Origin of the sequence: Parapedobacter koreensis (assembly GCF_900109365.1) — a bacterium.
Classification (GTDB): Bacteria; Bacteroidota; Bacteroidia; order Sphingobacteriales; family Sphingobacteriaceae; genus Parapedobacter; species Parapedobacter koreensis.
Window position 1 is genome coordinate 496360 of sequence record NZ_FNZR01000003.1, and the last position, 20324, is coordinate 516683.

At 46.5% G+C, this 20324-nt stretch carries 17 protein-coding genes; 11 read left to right on the forward strand and 6 right to left on the reverse strand.

Translation table 11 applies throughout. From position 1 onward, the window contains the following. Positions 1-58 precede the first annotated feature (58 nt). Genes gap through pfkA form a run of 3 tightly spaced genes read right to left on the reverse strand, consistent with a single transcriptional unit; the run spans position 59 to position 2890 of the window. A complete protein-coding gene (gene gap, locus BMW65_RS09910) occupies positions 59-1054 on the reverse strand; it encodes a type I glyceraldehyde-3-phosphate dehydrogenase (RefSeq protein WP_090604987.1) in 996 nt (331 codons plus the stop codon). A gap of 7 nt (positions 1055-1061) precedes the next feature. Further along, positions 1062-1910, reverse strand: coding sequence for a hypothetical protein (locus tag BMW65_RS09915; RefSeq protein ID WP_090604988.1), 849 nt, complete (start codon positions 1908-1910; stop codon positions 1062-1064). Further along, the gene (gene pfkA / locus BMW65_RS09920) at positions 1907-2890 is read right to left on the reverse strand and encodes a 6-phosphofructokinase (protein ID WP_090604989.1); all 984 of its coding nucleotides are present in this window, start codon (positions 2888-2890) and stop codon (positions 1907-1909) included. The genes BMW65_RS09915 and pfkA overlap by 4 nt, the downstream gene beginning before the upstream one ends. A gap of 149 nt (positions 2891-3039) precedes the next feature. Here pfkA and BMW65_RS09925 point away from each other — a divergent pair, with 149 nt between their 5' ends. The 8 genes from BMW65_RS09925 to BMW65_RS09960 all read left to right on the forward strand — a co-directional run bounded on the left by BMW65_RS09925 (position 3040) and on the right by BMW65_RS09960 (position 12605). Then, entirely contained in the window at positions 3040-3741 is a 702-nt protein-coding gene (locus BMW65_RS09925; protein WP_090604990.1) for an NUDIX hydrolase, read from the forward strand. A gap of 201 nt (positions 3742-3942) precedes the next feature. Then, complete coding sequence (locus BMW65_RS09930; RefSeq protein ID WP_090604991.1) at positions 3943-4548, forward strand: TetR/AcrR family transcriptional regulator; 606 nt, start codon at positions 3943-3945, stop codon at positions 4546-4548. An 8-nt stretch (positions 4549-4556) separates the two neighbouring features. Then, entirely contained in the window at positions 4557-5906 is a 1350-nt protein-coding gene (locus tag BMW65_RS09935) for a TolC family protein (RefSeq protein ID WP_090604992.1), read from the forward strand. 24 nt (positions 5907-5930) lie between these two features. Then, positions 5931-7016 carry an efflux RND transporter periplasmic adaptor subunit gene (locus BMW65_RS09940; RefSeq protein WP_090604993.1) on the forward strand — a complete coding sequence of 362 codons (1086 nt, stop codon included), beginning with the start codon at positions 5931-5933 and terminating at the stop codon, positions 7014-7016. A gap of 40 nt (positions 7017-7056) precedes the next feature. Further along, a complete protein-coding gene (locus BMW65_RS09945) occupies positions 7057-10227 on the forward strand; it encodes an efflux RND transporter permease subunit (protein WP_090604994.1) in 3171 nt (1056 codons plus the stop codon). 110 nt (positions 10228-10337) lie between these two features. Beyond that, positions 10338-11159: a thymidylate synthase gene (locus BMW65_RS09950; protein WP_090604996.1), complete on the forward strand. Its 822-nt coding sequence runs from the start codon at positions 10338-10340 to the stop codon at positions 11157-11159. Positions 11160-11180: 21 nt separating this feature from the next. Further along, on the forward strand, positions 11181-11684 hold the full coding sequence (locus tag BMW65_RS09955; protein WP_090604997.1) for a dihydrofolate reductase: 504 nt from the start codon (positions 11181-11183) through the stop codon (positions 11682-11684). A gap of 24 nt (positions 11685-11708) precedes the next feature. Beyond that, complete coding sequence (locus tag BMW65_RS09960) at positions 11709-12605, forward strand: mechanosensitive ion channel family protein (protein WP_177181073.1); 897 nt, start codon at positions 11709-11711, stop codon at positions 12603-12605. A 2-nt stretch (positions 12606-12607) separates the two neighbouring features. Here the strand turns inward: BMW65_RS09960 and coaA are convergent, their stop codons facing one another. The 3 genes from coaA to BMW65_RS09975 are packed head-to-tail and all read right to left on the reverse strand — an operon-like array spanning position 12608 to position 15063. Continuing rightward, a complete protein-coding gene (coaA, locus tag BMW65_RS09965; RefSeq protein WP_090605001.1) occupies positions 12608-13564 on the reverse strand; it encodes a type I pantothenate kinase in 957 nt (318 codons plus the stop codon). Between the two features lie 49 nt (positions 13565-13613). Further along, positions 13614-13982, reverse strand: a complete 369-nt coding sequence (locus tag BMW65_RS09970; protein WP_090605002.1) for a methylglyoxal synthase — start codon at positions 13980-13982, stop codon at positions 13614-13616. A gap of 25 nt (positions 13983-14007) precedes the next feature. Next, a complete protein-coding gene (locus BMW65_RS09975; RefSeq protein ID WP_090605003.1) occupies positions 14008-15063 on the reverse strand; it encodes a patatin-like phospholipase family protein in 1056 nt (351 codons plus the stop codon). 157 nt (positions 15064-15220) lie between these two features. Here BMW65_RS09975 and purL point away from each other — a divergent pair, with 157 nt between their 5' ends. The 3 genes from purL to BMW65_RS09990 all read left to right on the forward strand — a co-directional run bounded on the left by purL (position 15221) and on the right by BMW65_RS09990 (position 20298). Further along, positions 15221-17443 (forward strand): phosphoribosylformylglycinamidine synthase subunit PurL, encoded by a 2223-nt coding sequence (gene purL, locus BMW65_RS09980; RefSeq protein WP_090605004.1) that lies wholly within the window; start codon positions 15221-15223, stop codon positions 17441-17443. Positions 17444-17757: 314 nt separating this feature from the next. Continuing rightward, on the forward strand, positions 17758-19092 hold the full coding sequence (locus BMW65_RS09985; RefSeq protein ID WP_245747592.1) for an ammonium transporter: 1335 nt from the start codon (positions 17758-17760) through the stop codon (positions 19090-19092). Positions 19093-19272: 180 nt separating this feature from the next. Continuing rightward, the gene (locus BMW65_RS09990; protein ID WP_090605005.1) at positions 19273-20298 is read left to right on the forward strand and encodes an outer membrane beta-barrel protein; all 1026 of its coding nucleotides are present in this window, start codon (positions 19273-19275) and stop codon (positions 20296-20298) included. Positions 20299-20324: the final 26 nt, after the last annotated feature.

Below are 20324 nucleotides of genomic sequence, written 5' to 3' on the forward strand. Positions count from 1 at the left end.
AAGGCTCCTGCTTTACGCATGGAGCCTTTTTATTACGTTGTTGTATCGAAGTCGGGAATTAGATTTTAGCCGCCAACTCAACCAAATCGACTAACTTGTTTGAATAACCCCATTCATTGTCATACCACGATACCACTTTAACGAAGTGTTCGTTAAGTGAAATTCCTGCCTTTGCATCAAAGATGGAGGTACGCGCATCGCCACGGAAATCTTCGGATACCACGTCGTCTTCCGTATATCCGAGGATACCTTTCAGTTCGCCTTCGGCAGCCTCCTTGAATGCTTGTTTGATTTCTTCGTAAGTAGCTGGTTTTTCCAAACGGGCTGTAAGGTCTACCACCGATACATCAGGCACCGGTACGCGGAAGGACATACCGGTAAGCTTGCCTTTCAGCGCTGGCAATACCAATCCAACCGCTTTGGCTGCGCCGGTTGAGGATGGGATGATATTTTGATAAGCACCCCGTCCGCCGCGCCAATCCTTTACGGATGGGCCATCTACGGTTTTTTGGGTAGCTGTGACCGCGTGGATAGTGCTCATCAATCCTTCAACGATGCCGAATTTGTCATGAAGTACTTTAGCAAGCGGAGCCAAACAGTTGGTGGTGCATGATGCGTTGGACACGATGGTCTGATCGGCTTTGAGCTCCTTGTCATTCACGCCCATAACAAATGTAGGGGTATCATCTTTCGCTGGAGCAGACATCACTACTTTCTTGGCGCCGGCATCGATATGCTTTTGTGCAGTCTCCTGCGTAAGGAACAACCCGGTGGATTCGATGATGACTTCGGCACCCACTTCACCCCATTTGAGATTAGCCGGGTCTTTTTCGGCCGTTACGCGGATGGTTTTACCATTCACAATCAAATTACCATCTTTTGCTTCCACGGTGCCGTCAAATTTTCCGTGGGTTGAGTCATATTTCAGCATGTAAGCCATGTAATCGGGATCTACCAGATCATTGATTCCAACAATTTCAACGCCTGGTCGGTTTACTGCTGCTCTGAATGCTAAACGGCCTATCCGGCCGAATCCATTGATTCCAATTTTCATTTTTATATTAGTTTTTATTTAAATAGTATTTCAATAAATTATGTATAGGCTCCTTAATGACCGTGCCAATCGTTATGCCATATTGATTGGCCACATCCCGTAGCCAATCCTCGTATCCGGCAGCCACACTCCCTGTAAAATTAACGGCCATATTGGGGTATTGTTTTGTCAATGGCAGTAAGTACGTTTCAATATATAATTTAAAACCGTGATAGATCATTTTTCTGATAAACCGATGGGTGTTGTTTTCCATCACGAAATCAGCAAATGAAGTCAGAAATAAGGTTGGGTTTGCCTGATTATATACCTTATCCAAAATAATTTTGCGATCGATAGGGTACCGTTCGAGGAATTTCTCCCGCAAATCATCAGGCATTGTTTCGTTTAGGAAACTTTTCAGGAGCATGCGGCCGACCCAATTGGCAGAACCTTCATCCGCCAGGATATACCCTAAACCAAAATTGTTGTCTGCTGTCCGTTTGCCATTAAAATAAGCTGCATTAGAGCCACTTCCTAATATACCTACAAGCCCCTTCTCGTCACCAAATGTGGAAAGGGCGGATGCTTTGACATCATGATCTACGGTTATTTTTGCGTTGACGAAAAATTGTTTGAAAACAGTAGCAATCTTTTCCTTGCGCTCCGGGGAAGACGAACCGGCACCAAAAAAATAAATCCGCTTGATTTGTTCTGCGTAGTTGATGAGGTTGTTGTTTTTGTTCAGCAGTTGGAAGATAAACCGTTCGTCATGAAGGTAGGGATTGATACCCATCATCCGAAACCCGGTGATAATTTTTCGTTTATCTGCCAGCCTCCAATCTGAAAACCTTGAACCGCTGAATACAACCGCTATCATATCGATAACACTTCCATCATTTCGAGCATGTCCTCACTCAGTTTGAACACTTTCTTGTTTAATACTTCCTCAAGGGGGGTGGCTGCTACCTCATTGCCGCGTATACCTACCATTACGCGTGTTTCACCGGCAAGCAAACGCCGTACAGCGGCAAAACCCAGTCGGCTGGCCAATACCCTATCAAAACTGCTTGGCGATCCGCCGCGCTGAAGGTGGCCCAGTATCGTTACTTTGGTGTCGTAAAAATTGAACCGGGCTTTTACCTCTTTCGCCACGTTGTATGCCCCGCCGTTTTCTTCACCCTCCGCCACAATAACAATCGTAGACGACTTTTTGCTTTTGGCCGCACCCTCCAGTTGGGTGCAGAGCTCTTCGATCCCTGTGGTCTTCTCGGGTAGCAATATCGCTTCGGCTCCACCGGCAATGCCTGCATTCAAAGCAATGCAGCCCGAATCGCGTCCCATCACTTCCACAAAAAACAACCGGTCATGGGAAGCCGCCGTATCGCGTATTTTGTCAATGGCTTCAATGACTGTATTGGTGGCTGTATCGTAGCCAAGCGTAAAATCCGAACCGTATAAATCATTGTCGATGGTTCCGGGTATACAGACTACGGGAATATTGTGTTCGCGTGAAAAAATCTCGGCTCCGGTAAATGTGCCATCCCCGCCAATTGCGATGAGGCCATCAATACCTGCGGCCTTAATATTATCATATGCTTGCTGCCTGCCTTCGACCGTACGGAAAGCCTTGCACCTGGCGGTCTTGAGAATAGTGCCGCCCAATTGGATGATGTTGCTTACCGAGCGGCTGCTCATCTCCAGAAAATTGGCGTCAATCATCCCTTGGTAACCTTGGTATATGCCTACTACGGACTTGCCAGCATGCAGGGCCGTGCGAACCGCTGCACGTATACAAGCGTTCATGCCCGGGGCATCACCACCCGATGTAAATATTCCTACTTTCGTTATGCTTTGCACTTTTCTAATAATCTTTATAAATTAGCAGCACGAATATAGTGTGTATTTGTTACACTATTAAATTTTTCAAGAATTATTTTTTTACTTGAATGGTTTAAGTGAGCAAACTTAGGAAATAAAAATCAATTAATAAACAAATAGTCAAAGCTTTGCAATCAAATTTACCACATTTACAATCCATATTTACAACAGACTGCGTGATTTTCGGCTTCCGGGAAGGCGAGCTGAAAGTGCTGCTTATCGAACGTAATGAATATCCCTTTAAAGGGTGGTGGGCGCTTCCGGGCTTCTTCGTAGAACATAATGAAACGATAGATGATGCGGTCAAGCGGATTTTATACGAGCATACGGGTTTGCGTGGAATCTTTATGGAACAATTGTATACGTTTGGTGACTTGAAGCGGCATCCCCAGGGGCGTATTATCACCGTGGCTTATTATGCCCTCTTGCGGTTGGACGATTTGAAAAGCCAACCCGAACCGGTGACGGACTATGCCCGGCAGGCTGTATGGCATCCCCTGAATAATTTGCCGGATTTGGCTTTCGACCACCGACATATCATTGATAAAAGTATTTTAAAGGTAAGGCGGAAAATCAGCTATAGTCCCATCGCTTTTGAATTGTTGCCGGAAAAATTCACCCTCACGCAATTGCAACAGCTGTACGAAGCTATTTGGGGTCGCAAATTGGATAAACGTAATTTTCGGAAGAAAATGCTGAATTATAATATCTTAAAGGAATTACCCGAATTTCAACGAGGTGTTTCATACCGTGCCGCTCGACTATACAAACTCGATAAACGCAAGTATGCGAAAGTGTTTCAGAATGAGCTGACGTTCTCCAAGGATTAGGAAATCCAACTCCCTTTCTTCGGCCTGCCATAGGGTTGTCACTACAACAAATTTCTTTGCTGTCGTAAACGCTTTGTAACCGTTTTGTCATAAGATGATGCGGAGTGGGGCGTATATAATTTTCTTTTTGCGAAATACCATTAAAGTTGTACTTTTGACCATTATTTAAAAATAGTCAAACAGTAAAATGGTAAAATATACATGTTAGATGACAAAAGGAATCAGATTATTGCTGCAGCGCTAAGGCGCTTTTCGCATTTTGGCATTGTAAAGACGTCAATGAGTGAAATAGCGGAGGATATAAAACTTTCGAAAGCCAACTTATACTATTATTTCCAGGATAAGTTTGCCCTGATTGAAGCCATTGCTTACCAGATTATGGACGAAAGCGATGTGGCGATCAAGCAGGCATTGGATGAAATACCTAATACGCTGGATACCCTTGTCCGGATGTTGGACATCAAAAAAGAATACCTTGAAAAGTATTATATGCTGATCATCAACCTTCAGGAAATGAACATGAACGAAGAACGATGGATAGCCTTGTCAAAAAAAATGTTTCAGCGTGAAATGGACACCATTTCGAAAATATTTGAAAGGGGGATAAAACGTAACGAACTTGTAACATTTGATGTTTCATCCACGTCTGAATTGTACGTCGCCCTGATGCGGGGCTTGGCTATGTTTTGTGACCACACGATACCACATGCATTGGTAGATAGAGACGAGCTGGATAAAATTATTGAAAAACAAAAGCAAGCAGCAGCCATCTTCATTAATGGCATAAAAAAATCGACAAATAGCTGAAAAACAATATGAACATAGTTAAAATGAATATACGGTTAATCATCGCAATGGTATTCGTAGGGTTGTGGAGTGCAAACACGGCCTCGGCACAGGAAGTACTCACCCTTAACGATGCGCTGCAATATGCGTTGAAAAACAACGAGTCAGTAAAAAAGGCTTATCTCGATATCGAAGGAGGAAAGCATCAGGTAGCTGAGGTGCGGGCAGGTGCGCTGCCGCAGGTGGAAGGTTCGGCAGGGCTCAACTATAACCCCATCATCGGTAAATTGGTATTTGCCGGCCAGTCCGTCACCATTGGCCAGCCTTGGGATTCGCAATTTGGTGCGCAATTGAACCAACAGGTATTCAATCAGCAGGTTTTCACAGGGCTCAAGGCTGCTCAGGCCACGAGTGATTACTATGTCCTTGCAGCCAATATGACGGAAGAGCAGGTCATTGAAACGGTTGCTTCCAATTATTATCAAGTGTTGGTCAATAAGGAGCAACTCAGCGTGATTGACACTAACCTGAAAAATATCCGTATCATCAATGATGTGGTGGCCAACCAATATCAAAACGGCTTGGCCAAGAAAATAGATGTCGATCGGATTAAAGTAAATATCACCAACCTGGAAACGCAACGGGAAGAATTGGTCAATGGGATCGTTTTGTTGGAAAACCGATTGAAATTCTCCATGGGAATGCCCATTGAGGCGCCAATAACCTTGGCTGAGGAGGAGTTGAAGGAAGTGCCTGCATTGACCGATTTCGACGAGGATGACGGCAGATTGGATCGGTTAGTGGAACTGCAAGTACTGAATAAACAGCTGGAGCTGCTGGATTTACAATACAAAGCAAATAAGGCAGAATATTACCCTTCGCTTTCCTTAATTAGCAATTATAGCTATACGGCAATGGCCAGCAAGTTCAACTATTTGTATCGTAATTCCGAAAATCCGGTTGCTGCAAAATTCGGGTCGATGCTCGTGGGCCTCAGCCTCCGTGTTCCGATATTCAACGGATTTGCGACACGTGCACGTATCGGGAAGGCAAAAGTTGATTATTTAAAAGCCGAACAGGATTTGTACAACATGAGACAGTCGCTCGATTTGGCCAATGAAAATGCCAAGATTCAATTGAAAAACGCGGTGAATACCATCCATTCCCAACGGCAGAATATGCAATTGGCTCAGGAAGTATACGAGAGTACGCAGAATAACTACAATAATGGCCTAGCTGCGCTGACCGATTTACTGGATACAGAAAATGCGCTGACCCAAGCTCAAAACAGTTATACCCAAGCGCTGCTTAATTACAAAATAGCGGAAATCCAACTGAAGAAATCAAACGGACAAATCAAAACATTAGTAAACGAATAAATCATCATCAATTACTGTTAATATATGAAACGAGTCATCATCACCATCATTGTCGTCGTAGGAGTGCTTGCTCTTATCGGATGGGTATTAAGCAATAACAAGAAAGAAAACGAGGCGAAAACGGCCGTGGTGGCCGAAACAGGTGGTGCGATTGTGGTAAAAGCGGCTAAAGTAAGCAGGCAGCCCATCGTGCTTGACTTTTCGGCCAATGGTACTTTTGCGGCAAACCAAGATCTGACACTGCTTTCTGAACTAAGCGGGCGAGTCACCCGTATTTTGGTGAAAGAAGGGTCAAGGGTAAGCAGGGGACAGGTGCTGGCAGTCGTCGATCCAGAAATTCTCAGCTTGGACAAGCAAGCCGCTGAAGACGCACTCCAAAAGCTAAAGACCGACTATGAGCGCTATAAAAGCTCTTTCGAAACAGGCGGTGTCACTAAGGCACAATTGGATGATATCGAATTGCAATTGCGCAATGCCGAGACCAGGCTGCAACAAGCCAACCGTCGCGTACAGGACGCAAACATCAAATCGCCAATCAATGGCATTGTCAATCGCCGCGATATCGAAGTAGGCGCTTATCTATCAGCCGGTACCGAGCTATTTGAAATCGTCGATTTATCCCAATTAAAGTTGAAGGTTACCGCCAATGAAAATCAGGTGGTGAACCTTAAGGTGGGGGATAAAGTCGCCATTATAAGCTCGGTCTTTCCGGATAAGGAATTTAATGGCACGGTAAGCTTCATCGCAGCAAAGGCTGACAATACACTGAATTATCCGGTCGAAATCACGGTTGATAATACTGCCGCCACTCAACTGAAAGCAGGCATGTACGGTACGGCACACTTTAAATTTCCACAACAAGAGCCGACGATTTTAATACCACGGGGCGCTTTTGTCGGCGGAGTCAATAGCAACCGTATTTATGTGCTTGATGCAGATAGCACCGCGAAGACACGTGACGTGGTTGCCGGAAGGATTTTCGGTGAGCAGGTGGAAATATTGAGAGGCCTTGAAGAAGGTGAAACCGTCATTACCAGCGGACAGATTAATTTGGTAGACGGTGCGAAGGTCGAAACGCAAGTCGATTCGACGGCGAATAGCCAGTCTTAAGGTCTCAACTTTCAAATTAAAACGTCTCATATCTTAAATCATGAAGATAGCAGAAATATCGATTAAACGCCCATCTATCGTCATTGTGGTTTATACCGCACTGACCTTGATGGGTATCTTGAGCTATTTCTCGTTGAACTACGAGTTGCTCCCCAAGTTTTCCCCCAATGTGGTGTCTATCACCACCGTTTATCCCGGTGCATCGCCAAGTGAGGTGGAAAACACGGTCACCAAGAAAATAGAAGATGCGGTGGCCTCGCTGGAAAACATCAAGAAGTTGGACGCGACATCATTTGAAAGCTTATCGATGGTGGTCATCGAACTCCATAGCGGAGCGGATGTGGACTACTCCCTGAATGATGCACAACGGAAGGTTAATGCGATCCTTTCGGATTTGCCGGACGACGCCGAAACGCCCTCACTGGCCAAATTCTCATTGGATGACCTGCCTATCCTCACGCTTGCTGCTACGGGTAATCTGGATGACGCCGCTTTTTATGATCTGATAGATAAGCGTGTGCAACCGGTGCTTTCACGCGTACCGGGTGTAGCTCAAGTAAACCTCATTGGCGGACAGGAACGGGAAATTCAGGTGAGCATAGATGCGTCCAAGCTGCAAGGTTATGGCATGTCCATCTTGCAGGTACAGCAAGCTATTCTTACCTCCAACCTCGACTTCCCGACCGGTAGTGTGAAAACGCAAAACCAGGATATTCTTATCCGTTTGGCGGGGAAATACAAAACGGTGGATGAACTCCGTAACCTGGTCATCGCCACAACAGCTACCGGGGCACAAGTACGTATGCGGGATATCGCTGATGTGCAGGACAGCCAGAAGGACGTAGAAAAAATTGCACGTGTGAACGAACGGAGTGCATTGGTGCTCCAGGTGCTGAAGCAGTCGGACGCCAATGCCGTGGAAGTAAGCCGCGGTTCGCAGGAGGCCATTGCTAGTTTAACTCAAACGTATGCGAAAGAAGCATTGAAAATTGATGTCGCAAACGACAGTTCAACATACACATTGGAGTCAGCCGATGCGGTAATCCATGACTTGTTTCTGGCTATTGTGCTGGTAGCGGTCGTGATGCTGTTCTTTTTGCACAGCCTCCGGAATGCAGTGATTGTCATGGTGGCTATCCCGGCATCGTTGATTGCTACATTCATCGGTGTGAATCTCCTGGGCTATACGCTCAACCTCATGTCGCTGCTGGGGCTGTCGCTGGTGGTGGGTATTTTGGTGGACGATGCCATCGTCGTCATCGAAAACATCTACCGGCATATGGAGATGGGCAAGAATAGGGTAAGGGCATCTTACGATGGCGCCAAGGAAATCGGTTTTACAGTCGTATCCATCACGATGGTTATTGTGGTGGTATTCCTCCCCATTGCGCTCAGCACGGGTATGGTATCCGACATATTACGCGAGTTTTGCGTAGTCGTGGTTATTGCCACATTGCTCAGTTTGGTGGCGTCGTTTACGATCGTGCCCTTGCTTACTTCCCGTTTCGGTAAATTGGAAAGGGTCTCCAACAACAACATTTTTGGACGATTCATCCTTTGGTTTGAGAAACAGTTGCATCGTTTTACCCGTTGGATGACGGGTATATTGAAATGGTCGCTTAACCATAAATTCATTACCCTGGCATTGGTTGTCATCCTGTTTTTCGGCTCTTTCGTCCTGCCGGCGGGTGGTTTCATCGGGTTTGAATTTTTTGCTTCGGGTGATAGGGGTGAGTTTTTGGTGCAGATTGAAATGCCCAAGGATGCTTCTATCGAGCAAACCAACCAGATGACCAGAAAGGCAGAGGAATACCTGAACAAAAAACCCGAGATTGTATCGATGATTACGACCGTGGGCCAATCGAGCGATGCGGTGACGGGAGCATTGACGACAATGTACAAATCCGAAATCACCGTCAAGCTTGTGGAAAAGAAAGAACGTGAGGATGAGAGCAGCATCTATGCCGCCAAGGTAAAACGTGAGCTGGAGAAAATATTGGTGGGCGCAAAAGTAAAGACCGTTCCCATCAGTATCGTCGGCTTTGCCGAGCAGGCGCCTGTGGAAATGGTGGTCATGGGCTCGGATTTGGATAGTGTGCTTACCTATGCAAACGACGCGCTGGCCATCCTCAACAAAATCCCCGGCACCGTGGAAAGCAAGTTGTCCGTAGAAAGCGGTACACCGGAAATCACGGTAGAAGTAGATAGGGACAAGATGGCCGCATTGGGCTTGAATTTGCAGACCGTAGGTGGCACCATGCAGACGGCATTCAACGGCAATACGGATGGTAAGTTCCGGGCGGGTGAATACGAATATGACATCAACATCCGCTTTGATGATTATAACCGGAAGAATGTGGACGACGTGAGTAACCTCCTGTTTGCGAATGATAGGGGGCAACTCATCCGCTTATCGCAGTTTGCAACCATTAAAGAAGGATCAGGACCGAGCCAATTGGAGCGTCGAGATAAGAGCACGTCGGTAAAAGTACAATCCCAAGTGGTTGGTCGAACCGCCAGTGCCGTGGTAGCTGATTGGATGGACCAACTGGACCAAGTACGTACGCCCGGTGGCGTGAGCTATGTTTGGGGTGGTGATATGGAGCAGCAGTCGGAAGGTTTCGGTACATTGGGTATCGCGTTGCTTGCATCGGTATTATTGGTGTATTTCATCATGGTCGCTTTGTACGACAGCTTTGTATATCCCTTCGTGGTCATGTTTTCCATACCGCTGGCGGTAATCGGTGCGTTTTTGGCACTGGCATTGACCAACAACACATTGAGTATCTTTACGATTCTCGGGCTTATTATGCTGATTGGCTTGGTGGCCAAAAATGCTATCATTCTTGTGGATTTTACCAACCACCTCAAAGCAGAAGGCAAATCCACAAGAGAAGCCCTAATTCTGGCTAACCAAGCTCGTTTGCGGCCTATCCTGATGACGACCATCGCCATGGTATTCGGGATGATACCCATTGCCATTGCATCGGGTGCCGGTGCGGAATGGAAAAATGGCTTGGCATGGGTAATTATCGGTGGTTTGATCAGTTCACTGTTTCTTACCCTTATTGTAGTACCTGTAGTTTATCAGATTGCAGACAATATCCTGCACCGCCTCGGGCTCGACAAAAAAGGACAGCCCATCGAAGAATTGATGGTGGAAGATTATGTGCATACCGAGGTGAAGGAATATGAAGATGAACCTGTTTAGTTTCTATTGAGATTAGGTTAATATGTTTACAGGCCTGCTGGAGATTTCTTCCAGCAGGTTTTTTGTCATTTAATCTCCTTATCTTTACTCCCGCAAAGCAATACGTTACCATGAAGCAATACCTCGATTTAATGCGCCATGTTTATGAGAATGGCGTGGATAAGCACGACCGTACGGGCACGGGTACGCGCAGCGTTTTTGGCTATCAGATGCGTTTTGATCTCAAAGCAGGATTTCCGTTGGTCACCACAAAAAAGGTACACCTGCGGTCGATCATCCATGAGCTGATTTGGTTTCTACGGGGCGACACCAATACCCATTACTTGAAAGAAAACGGGGTGAGCATCTGGGACGAGTGGGCAGACGAACAGGGCAACCTTGGGCCTGTTTATGGTTCGCAATGGCGCTCATGGCCGACACCTGACGGGGGCCATATTGATCAAATCAAAAAGGTCATCCACCAACTGAAGACCAATCCTGATTCGCGCCGTATTATCGTATCTGCCTGGAACGTAGCTGAAATCGAACACATGGCCCTGCCGCCATGCCATGCCTTTTTCCAATTTTACGTGACATCGGCAAACCCCGGGGAAGGACGGCATAAGCCGCAGCTTTCCTGTCAATTGTATCAGCGCAGTGCGGATATTTTCCTTGGCGTCCCGTTTAACATTGCTTCGTATGCGCTCCTGACCCAGATGGTGGCACAGGTCTGTGATATGGAGGCTGCGGAGTTTGTCCATACCTTTGGCGATGCCCATCTTTATAGCAATCATTTTGAACAAGTGGCCTTGCAATTGAGCCGGGATCCGAGGCCATTGCCTACGATGGAACTTAACCCGGAAGTCACTGATATTTTTGCTTTTAAATACGATGATTTCCAATTGACGAACTACAATCCTTATCCGCATATCAAAGCACCGGTGGCGGTGTAAGCTTAGTCAGTCACTACGGACATGGATAAACCCATTATTTCAGCTATTGTAGCGGCCGCAGAAAACAATGCTATCGGCAAAGGCAACGAATTGCTTTGGCATTTGCCCAATGACCTACGTTTTTTCAAGCAAACGACCTCCGGGCATACCGTGATCATGGGTCGCAAGACCTACGAATCGGTGGGGAAGCCCTTGCCAAACCGCCGCAATATTGTCATCACGCGTCAGCCGGAATATGTCCTCAAGGGAGCAGAAGTAGTCCATTCGCTTGACGAAGCACTGCAGCGGTGTACAGGTGACGGGGAAGTTTTTATTGTGGGCGGTGCTGAAATATACAGACAGGCCTTGCCCGTCACGGACCGTATCTACCTTACCCGTGTACATGCTACGCTGGCAGGGGATGCGTACTTCCCGGAGTTGGATAAGCCCGATTGGGCGTTGGTATCCGCGGAAAGGCATGAGCCTGACGAGCGCCACGCTTATGGTTATACCTTCATGTACTATGAAAGGACATCGTCTGTTTGATAAGAATTCTTTATTTTTATGGCCATGGCTGCGGCAACTGACATCATGAAACAACGGGCCATCAGGGATCGGCTCTTTTTTCTTTTCAAGGTCGTGCTATGGGTCGTGATTGCCTATTCATTTGCCACAGCAGAAGCATGGTACGGCGACCATCCGCGTGTACGCCAATTTGCTTATGGCCTCAATACCTTTCTCACAGGCAGCGTGCTCATTTCCATTGGTCGGTTTATTTTTATCGCGCTGTACAAACGGCGCAACATCAAAAACGATCGGATAAGGGGTAACTATGTGCTGGGAATCAACCAAATTGCGACGTTGCTGAACGTTGCATTTGTCATTATCGGATTGATGCTGGTGTTTGGCATCAACCCAAGGGAGTTTTTGACCAGTATCACGATTGTCGCCATGGCCATTGCGCTGTTGTTCAGGGATTACATCACGAATATGATTAGCGGATTGCTGATTATGTTTTCCGACCAGTTTACCGTTGGGGATAATGTGCGGATAGGGGAGCATAAAGGAAAGATTGTAGACATCACACTGGCCAATATCATGGTGAAAAACGAGGATGATGATGTCGTCTTAATACCCAACAATACGGCTTTTACGGCCAATATCATTAACCAGTCTTTGCAAAACTCCAAAAAGCTGACCGTGGATTTTGAGTTGCCATTGGCGCATTCCTATGATCAGGAAGCATTGAAAAACAGCCTTGAAACGGTAGTGAAACAGTATGGTGGCGCTATTGTAACGGGGAGCTTCCAGTTTAAAGTCGTCGGTGTAGGGAAAGACGTGGTTAAATATAAGCTGCAATTTTTTACGACCAAACGGGACGCTGACGTCAGGAGGAGGGTACGCAATGATGTCTATCAACGCTTGATTGCGTACGATGCCGAACAAGCATCAAAGCCAAAAAATTGAGATTACACTTTCCTGATTTTTACGCTTTTCACAAAGTGGTGGTTGCCTTTTTCCAGGATGAGATCTGCCCGAAGCCGGGTAGGCAGGATGTTTTTCAGGAGGTTTGGCTTATTGATTTCATTCCAAATATTAGCCGCTACGGTGATGCATTGTTCCTCGCTTAAATCCGCATAGCGGTGAAAGTAAGAATCCGGGTTTTGAAATGCAGTTTTGCGTAGCCATTTAAACCGTTGGATATACCATTCCAGCAAATCATCCGAATCGGCATCTACATAAATGGCATAGTCAAAAAAATCCGACACGAAGACCCGTGGACCACGGCGTTTGCCTTTTACATTGACCTGAAGCACATTGATTCCTTCCACAATCAACACATCGGGTTGGGCTATCCATTGCTGTTCATCCGGCAGGATGTCATAGGCTAGGTGGGAATATACAGGAGCCGACACCAATTCTTTGCCGGATTTGATGTCAGATAAGAAACCGAGCAACCGCCTGGTGTCATAGCTTTCGGGGAATCCTTTGCGATTAAGTATGCCTTTGGACTCCAAATAACGATTGGGATGCAGGAATCCATCCGTGGTGACCAGATCGACCTTTGGATTCCCTGAAGAAAGCGACAACACCTTTTGTAATACCCTTGCTGTGGTACTTTTGCCTGCTGCCACACTTCCCGCGATTCCGATAATAAAGGGCAGTCGTTTGCTGTAGTTATTAAAAAACGACGTGGCTTTTTGGTGCAAAAGCCGGTAACTATCGATATGTATCTGCAATAAATGGCTTAACGGGAAATAAACATCTTCGATTTCCTGCATGGTCAATGGCTCATTCAACGCGTTGAGCTTGCGGATATCCGCATCGACAATGGAATAAGCTGGATGGCCATTAAGTTCTTTCCATTCCTCACGCGTAATGTGGCGGAAAGGGGAATATGCAATGCCATTATCCGTTTTTACCATACCAATTGGGTTGATGGAAGCTGCAAACTTAGTTAAAAAGCACGGAATTTTAAAGTATCCCCTTTAGAATCAGTTCACCTGTCGCGGGGTTGGTTGCCAGCGGTACGTTGTATACGTCGCACACCCGCATCAGCATTTGGATGTCTGGTTCGTGGGCATGCTTTCCCAGCGGGTCGCGAAAGAAGATGATGGCATCGACTTTGCCTTCAGCAGCCAGCGCGGCAATTTGCGCATCGCCGCCTTTCGGGCCGCTGAGTTTCAGCTCGACGTCCAATCCGGTCTGCCTGATATAGGATCCCGTGGTGCCCGTAGCCACCAGTTTTGCACTACGCAACAACGCAATATGGTCTTTTACAAATCCGACCATTTCCGGTTTTTTGCCGTCGTGTGCGATGAGTGCTATTGTTTTTTGTTCCATCGGTTGTGATTTTAGATTTTAGACTTCAGCTTTTGACAGACAAAAACCGCCAGGGGCTTTTAGGTTGTGAATGCGCTCTTTCGTTGACCAATTGCGCGGCTAACGTGTTGAGTAAATCGTCATTTTCACTGACCATCCTATCACCCAAAGCGATTAACTTCTGGATATTGCTATGGCTTGCAGCATCCAGTTCCTCGCGTATGCTATGCAGGTTGGCGGGTTCTATCCGGATATATTGATTGGCCTTGCCCGCAGATTTATACAATTGCTGTAAGAAAAAGTCGCTGCTTTCGGCAGCGCCGCTCATCATGATGTCAATCAAGGCCGGTCCGATGGCTATCGCACGGCTTTTTTTGAAGTGTTCATAATCATACGCTTTCCTTGACCGTCCGGTACCCAACGACAAAATCGAGATGTCATTGATTTTGGTTTCGTTGAATGCCTGCGTTACTTCCACCAGCGCACTCATCGAAGGGTTGGGGGCAAACACTCCGCCATCCAGCAACGGGTAGCGCGTGCCACTCATTGAATAGGTCTCAGCTACGCTGAAATAAGTGGGCGCAGCGGAAGTTGCCCTGCAAACATCACGCAAGTAGAAATCGCGTGGATCGCCACGTACAATGGCGGTCTGCTGCCTGAAAAAGTGTGTTTTACGGAGTTCGATGTTGTAAGCCGTGACGATGCAAGGTTTGAGAAGCTCGCTCAGTTTGGTGTCGCCGAAATAGGCTTCCAGGACATGCTCCAATGCCGTGCTTGGATACCGCTCACTCAACAACCCAAATCGGGCCATCAGCCGACGGAAAAACCCGGCCTTGAAAATATCGCTGCCGTGAGTCACATAAATATCTAATGCCTCTTTCGCAGAGAATTTTGGGCGGGAAGGATTTTGATCATCCGGGCATAATAGCAAACAGATAAGGATGCCACCCGTGCTGGTACCCGCAAAAAAATCAAAAAAATCTACGATCGCTGCATCAGGATTATCGCTTATCCGTTTCAATCTCCGTTCTAAAGCGGCCAACAACATACCCGGAATAATTCCGCGGATTCCGCCGCCGTCTATTGAAAGGATTCGCTTCATTGTTTATGCTTTGCGCGTAAAAATAGGACTTTTCTCATAATCTTCCCACTTATGGGCATCATCTGTGACAGGCGGTCTTCCATCTCCTATCCCACATCTCAAATCTTATCCTTATTTTTGTGGAAAATATATAGTGCTTATCATTTAATCATTCATCTTGGAAACACAAGAATTGACCACCGTAGAAACAGCAATCGAATTGGGCCTTTTGCCCGAAGAGTTTGACCGGATAACCGAAATTTTAGGACGGACACCCAATTTCACTGAATTGTCGATTTTTTCGGTGATGTGGAGCGAACACTGCTCGTATAAAAATTCCATCGTTTGGCTGAAAACGTTGCCTAAAGAAGGGCCGCACATGCTGGCGAAGGCCGGTGAAGAAAATGCTGGCTTGGTAGACATTGGTGACGGTCTTGGCTGTGCCTTCAAAATTGAATCGCACAATCACCCTTCCGCTTTGGAACCTTATCAAGGCGCGGCGACCGGTGTCGGCGGTATCAATAGGGATATCTTCACCATGGGAGCCCGCCCGATTGCGCAACTCAATTCCCTGCGTTTTGGGAACATCAACCATCCACGTACACAATGGTTAATAAAAGGAGTCGTCAAGGGTATCGGCGATTACGGCAATGCGTTTGGTATCCCTACAGTTGGGGGTGAAGTTTTTTTTGATGAATGCTACCAGGTAAACCCACTGGTGAATGCCATGTCGGCTGGCATCGTAAAAGCCGGGGAAACGGTATCAGCAACCTCCTATGGTGTGGGCAATCCGGTTTATATCGTCGGATCAGCCACTGGCAAGGACGGTATCCATGGAGCTGCTTTTGCGTCCAAAGATATCACCGAAGATTCCGTGAACGATTTGCCTGCGGTACAGGTAGGCGATCCGTTCCAGGAAAAATTACTATTGGAGGCCACGCTTGAGGTCATCCAGACCGGCGCCGTCATCGGCATGCAAGATATGGGCGCAGCCGGAATCATTTGTTCCAATTCGGAAATGTCTGCCAAAGGTGAGCATGGCATGCGCATCGATTTGGACAAAGTGCCCACCCGGCAGGCCCATATGAAACCCTATGAAATCCTGTTGTCTGAGTCGCAAGAACGCATGCTTATTGTGGTACAAAAAGGGCGGGAAGCGGATGTGGAGGCTGTATTCGATAAGTGGGATTTGAATTGCGCCATTATCGGCGAAGTGACCGATACGCAACGATTGGAATATTACATGCACGGTGAGTTGGTAGCGGATGTGCCCGCCAACGATCTGGTACTGGGTGGTGGCGCTCCCGTCTACCACCGGGAATATAAGGAACCCGCCTATTTTGCCGAGTACCAGCAATTCAAGATGGAAACCATTGCCGAGCCGGAAGATCTCCGGGAGGTAGCACAACACTTACTGTCGCATCCCAATATTGCTTCCAAGCGGTGGGTTACTAAGCAGTACGACTCCATGGTAGGTACAGCAACGATGACAACCAACCGGCCGAGTGACGCAGCTGTGGTATCCATAAAAGGTACCAGTAAAGCGATAGCGCTGACTGTTGATTGCAACTCACGCTATGTCAATGCCGATCCGCAGAAGGGGTGTGCCATTGCCGTTGCCGAGGCTGCGCGCAACATCACCTGTGCCGGGGGCGAACCTTCGGCCATTACCAACTGCCTCAATTTTGGCAATCCATACATTCCCGAAGTATACTGGCAGTTTGTGCACGCAATCAAGGGAATGGGGGAAGCCTGCCTCAAATTCCAAACGCCAGTGACCGGCGGAAATGTAAGCTTCTACAACCAATCGCCCGATGGCGGCTCGGTGTTCCCTACGCCTACTATCGGGATGCTCGGGGTGTTGGCCGATGCAGCCAATCTGATGACGCTGGATTTCAAGGCAGAAGGGGATTATATTTACTTAATTGGTGAATCGAGGAATGATATCGCTTCATCACAGTACTTGGCATCGTTCCATGGTGTGAAAGCTTCACCAGCCCCTTATTTTGATTTGGATGAGGAGTATGCAACACATCAGATCATTAAGCACCTTATCCATGAACAGCTCATTGTATCGGCACATGACGTATCAGACGGCGGATTGTACGTGGCCTTAGCCGAGTCTGCGATGGCTGGCGATGTGGGGTTCGCCATTGACACCGATAGTGAAATACGTAAGGATGCGTTTCTGTTTGGTGAAGCCCAGGGAAGAATCGTGGTCTCTGTGAAGCCGGAAGCCCAGGAAGCCTTTGTGGAATTACTGGCAGCAAGCGGAACGGAATTTTCATTATTGGGCGCAGTAACGAAAAATGGCTTTGTGGTGGATGGGGAATTGTATGACACCGTTGCCCACGCCCAACAGGTTTATGAGGATACAATAGGAGCTATTTTAGGCGAATAATCAATCTGTTTTTAATTATTTTTTGAAGCCCGGTAATTTAATTGCCGGGCTTTTTTTATGTTTAAACAGTGTTTATATTTTAGTTTTTGTGTTAATATCCGATAAACAATGGTTAATTTATGTCTGATTTGGATAAAAAGCATGCTTACTTTCGTTTTTTGCATATAAAAAATAGAAAAACGTCAAAAAAAAATTTATTTTTTGAAAAAAAACTAATTTGAGACTTGTTTTAATGAAAAATTTGTACATATTTGTGATATAAGTTAATTGTTTTGTAATCTTAACCGTATTTTCTGAACTAATTTTAAAACATTATGGAGATTTTTATGACAAATTTATCCTGCTTAAGTGATGTGTTCAGTGCAGGAATGGCATTTCCGTTGTTGTCTGTAATGCAGGAGGCAACTGTGGAAGGGCCATCAGTTACCGATGTATTGTTAACCGCAAACAATATTTGGATGATGTTAGCAGCAGCGTTGGTATTTATCATGCATTTGGGCTTTGCGAGTGTGGAGGCTGGCTTCACTCAGGCAAAGAACACAGTCAATATTTTATTCAAAAATACCTTAACCCCTGTTCTCGGTATTGTCACTTACGCACTTGTCGGTTTTGCATTAATGTATCCGGGAGATTTCAATGGTTTCCTTGGTTTTAGTATGGAGAGTTGGAATATTATCTGGTTTGCACCAGGTTCTGCTGATGTGAGCGCTGGATATGCCGATGGCGGTTATACGTTCTGGACCGATTTTGTTTTTCAGGCCATGTTTGCAGCTACTTGTGCGACGATTGTTTCCGGTGCTGTGGCTGAGCGGATTAAATTAAGTGCGTACCTTACATTCACACTGATTTTTGTGAGTCTTGTATATCCAATCATAGGAAGTTGGAAATGGGGCGGTGGGTTTTTAGATGAATTGGGCTTTGTTGATTTTGCGGGATCCACATTGGTGCATTCCGTTGGTGGCTGGGGCGCGTTGATTGGTATTTGGTTGCTAGGCCCCCGTATCGGAAAATATGAAAATGGCAAAACCAGTGAGATTGCAGGGTCATCCGTTCCGTTGGCAACCATTGGGGTATTTTTACTCTGGTTAGGGTGGTTTGGGTTTAATGGTGGTTCGGTATTGTCTGCGGATCCGGGATTGGTTTCATTGGTGTTGACGACGACGACGCTGGGTGCATGCGGAGGTGCGATAGGTGGGCATTTTACCAGCATGATTGTGATGAAGCGCATCGATTTCGGAATGGTGCTGAATGGTATATTGGCAGGCTTAGTGGGGATTACGGCGAGTGCCGACATCATTACCCCGTTTGAAGCACTGATTATTGGTGGTGTTGCCGGCATTTTAGTGGTGTTTTCTGTGCTTACCCTTGACAAGCTCAAACTTGATGATTGTGTGGGCGCAGTTTCTGTCCACTTGGTGTGCGGTGTATGGGGTACGTTGGCAACAGGCATATTTGGAGAGGGCGCATCCTTTATGCCCCAGCTTTACGGCGTGTTGGCTTGTGGCGCCGCGGCTGCCGTTGGTGCATTTATTATCTTTTCCATCCTCAAAGTTACAATGGGTCTTCGAGTAAGCCCTGAAATGGAAAAACACGGTCTTGACAGTGAAGAACACGGTATCCGTGGCTACACCATTTTGATGGAAGACTAATATTAATAAACCAGTAAATAAACTTCTTCTACAACGCTATCGTAGATTACTTTTTTAACTAACAGGTTCGGGAATAACGTGGTGTGTTACAGCACCACGTTACCCCAAGCCAATTGTTTCACCGCTTTCTTAAGTTGGCCTGGAAAACTATGCTTAAGAACAAGCAAAACCATTACAAAAATGAAAAAATTTTTTATCGTAGGAAGCATGTCTTTGTGTTATTTTATTGCATCAGCACAAGATGAATCGTTGACCATCTCTGGATCTGTGGATGCCTATTACAAATATGACTTTTCGGGATACCGAAATGACGATGGATTGGGCAATATTCCCACCTCGTTTGCCAATGAACAAAACTCTGTTTCTTTGGGTATGGTCAACGTCATATTAGGCAAGACCGTAGGAAAGGCATCGTTTGTCGGTGATGTGTCTTTTGGGCCACGTGGGCAGTATCAATCCATCGTTCCTTCCGGTGACGGCAATTCATTCCACATCCAAAACCTTTACATGAGCTATGCCTTCAGTGAAAAATTTTCCATGACTGCGGGATACATGGGTACTTTTGTTGGCTATGAGATTATTTCGCCCACGGGGAATTTCAACTATTCTACATCCTACCTGTTTTCAGCAGGTCCGTTCCAAAACGCCGGAATCAAGGCCCAATATGCCTTTTCGGATAAAGTGGGGTTGATGGTGGGATTATTCAATGATTGGAATGCTTACCAGGATTTTGACGGCGTATCCGATTTTGGTGCCCAATTATCACTGTCGCCCGTAGATGGCTGGGATGCTTACATCAATTTTCTCACGGGCAGTACCGGGACGATTATCGATCTTACTACGGCCTATCAAGTTACCGATGCCTTCAAGGTAGGGTTGAATGCCGCTGACTTTTCTGATTTTGGCGATTCCGATGGGGGATACTCGGGCGGAGCGCTCTATGTGCAATACGGATTTTCGGATGCATTTGCCCTTGGAGCGAGGGGTGAATATTACAAGGAGAAAGAGACGGGGTGGGCCTTTACGCCGGGAGATGAATCGGTACTTGGATTGACGCTGTCTGCTAACGTGAAGGCAGGCCCATTAACCGTGATCCCGGAGTTCCGGCTTGACAATGGCTCTACGGAAATGTTTTATAAGAGCATGGATTTAGATCTTACAAAAAGTGCGTCGCAATTTTCCCTTGCGTTGGTATACGCATTTTAGCAACTCATTACATTAATACGATAGAA

Coding starts and splice junctions, on each gene's coding strand:
- gap (WP_090604987.1), bottom strand. CDS start 1,054: ATGAAAATTGGAATCAATGGATTCGGCCGGATAGGCCGTTTAGCATTC.
- BMW65_RS09935 (WP_090604992.1), top strand. CDS start 4,557: ATGAACATAGTTAAAATGAATATACGGTTAATCATCGCAATGGTATTC.
- BMW65_RS09970 (WP_090605002.1), bottom strand. CDS start 13,982: ATGGAACAAAAAACAATAGCACTCATCGCACACGACGGCAAAAAACCG.
- BMW65_RS09955 (WP_090604997.1), top strand. CDS start 11,181: ATGGATAAACCCATTATTTCAGCTATTGTAGCGGCCGCAGAAAACAAT.
- BMW65_RS09930 (WP_090604991.1), top strand. CDS start 3,943: ATGTTAGATGACAAAAGGAATCAGATTATTGCTGCAGCGCTAAGGCGC.
- BMW65_RS09960 (WP_177181073.1), top strand. CDS start 11,709: ATGGCTGCGGCAACTGACATCATGAAACAACGGGCCATCAGGGATCGG.
- BMW65_RS09950 (WP_090604996.1), top strand. CDS start 10,338: ATGAAGCAATACCTCGATTTAATGCGCCATGTTTATGAGAATGGCGTG.
- coaA (WP_090605001.1), bottom strand. CDS start 13,564: ATGGTAAAAACGGATAATGGCATTGCATATTCCCCTTTCCGCCACATT.
- BMW65_RS09945 (WP_090604994.1), top strand. CDS start 7,057: ATGAAGATAGCAGAAATATCGATTAAACGCCCATCTATCGTCATTGTG.
- BMW65_RS09985 (WP_245747592.1), top strand. CDS start 17,758: ATGGAGATTTTTATGACAAATTTATCCTGCTTAAGTGATGTGTTCAGT.
- BMW65_RS09990 (WP_090605005.1), top strand. CDS start 19,273: ATGAAAAAATTTTTTATCGTAGGAAGCATGTCTTTGTGTTATTTTATT.
- BMW65_RS09975 (WP_090605003.1), bottom strand. CDS start 15,063: ATGAAGCGAATCCTTTCAATAGACGGCGGCGGAATCCGCGGAATTATT.
- BMW65_RS09940 (WP_090604993.1), top strand. CDS start 5,931: ATGAAACGAGTCATCATCACCATCATTGTCGTCGTAGGAGTGCTTGCT.
- BMW65_RS09915 (WP_090604988.1), bottom strand. CDS start 1,910: ATGATAGCGGTTGTATTCAGCGGTTCAAGGTTTTCAGATTGGAGGCTG.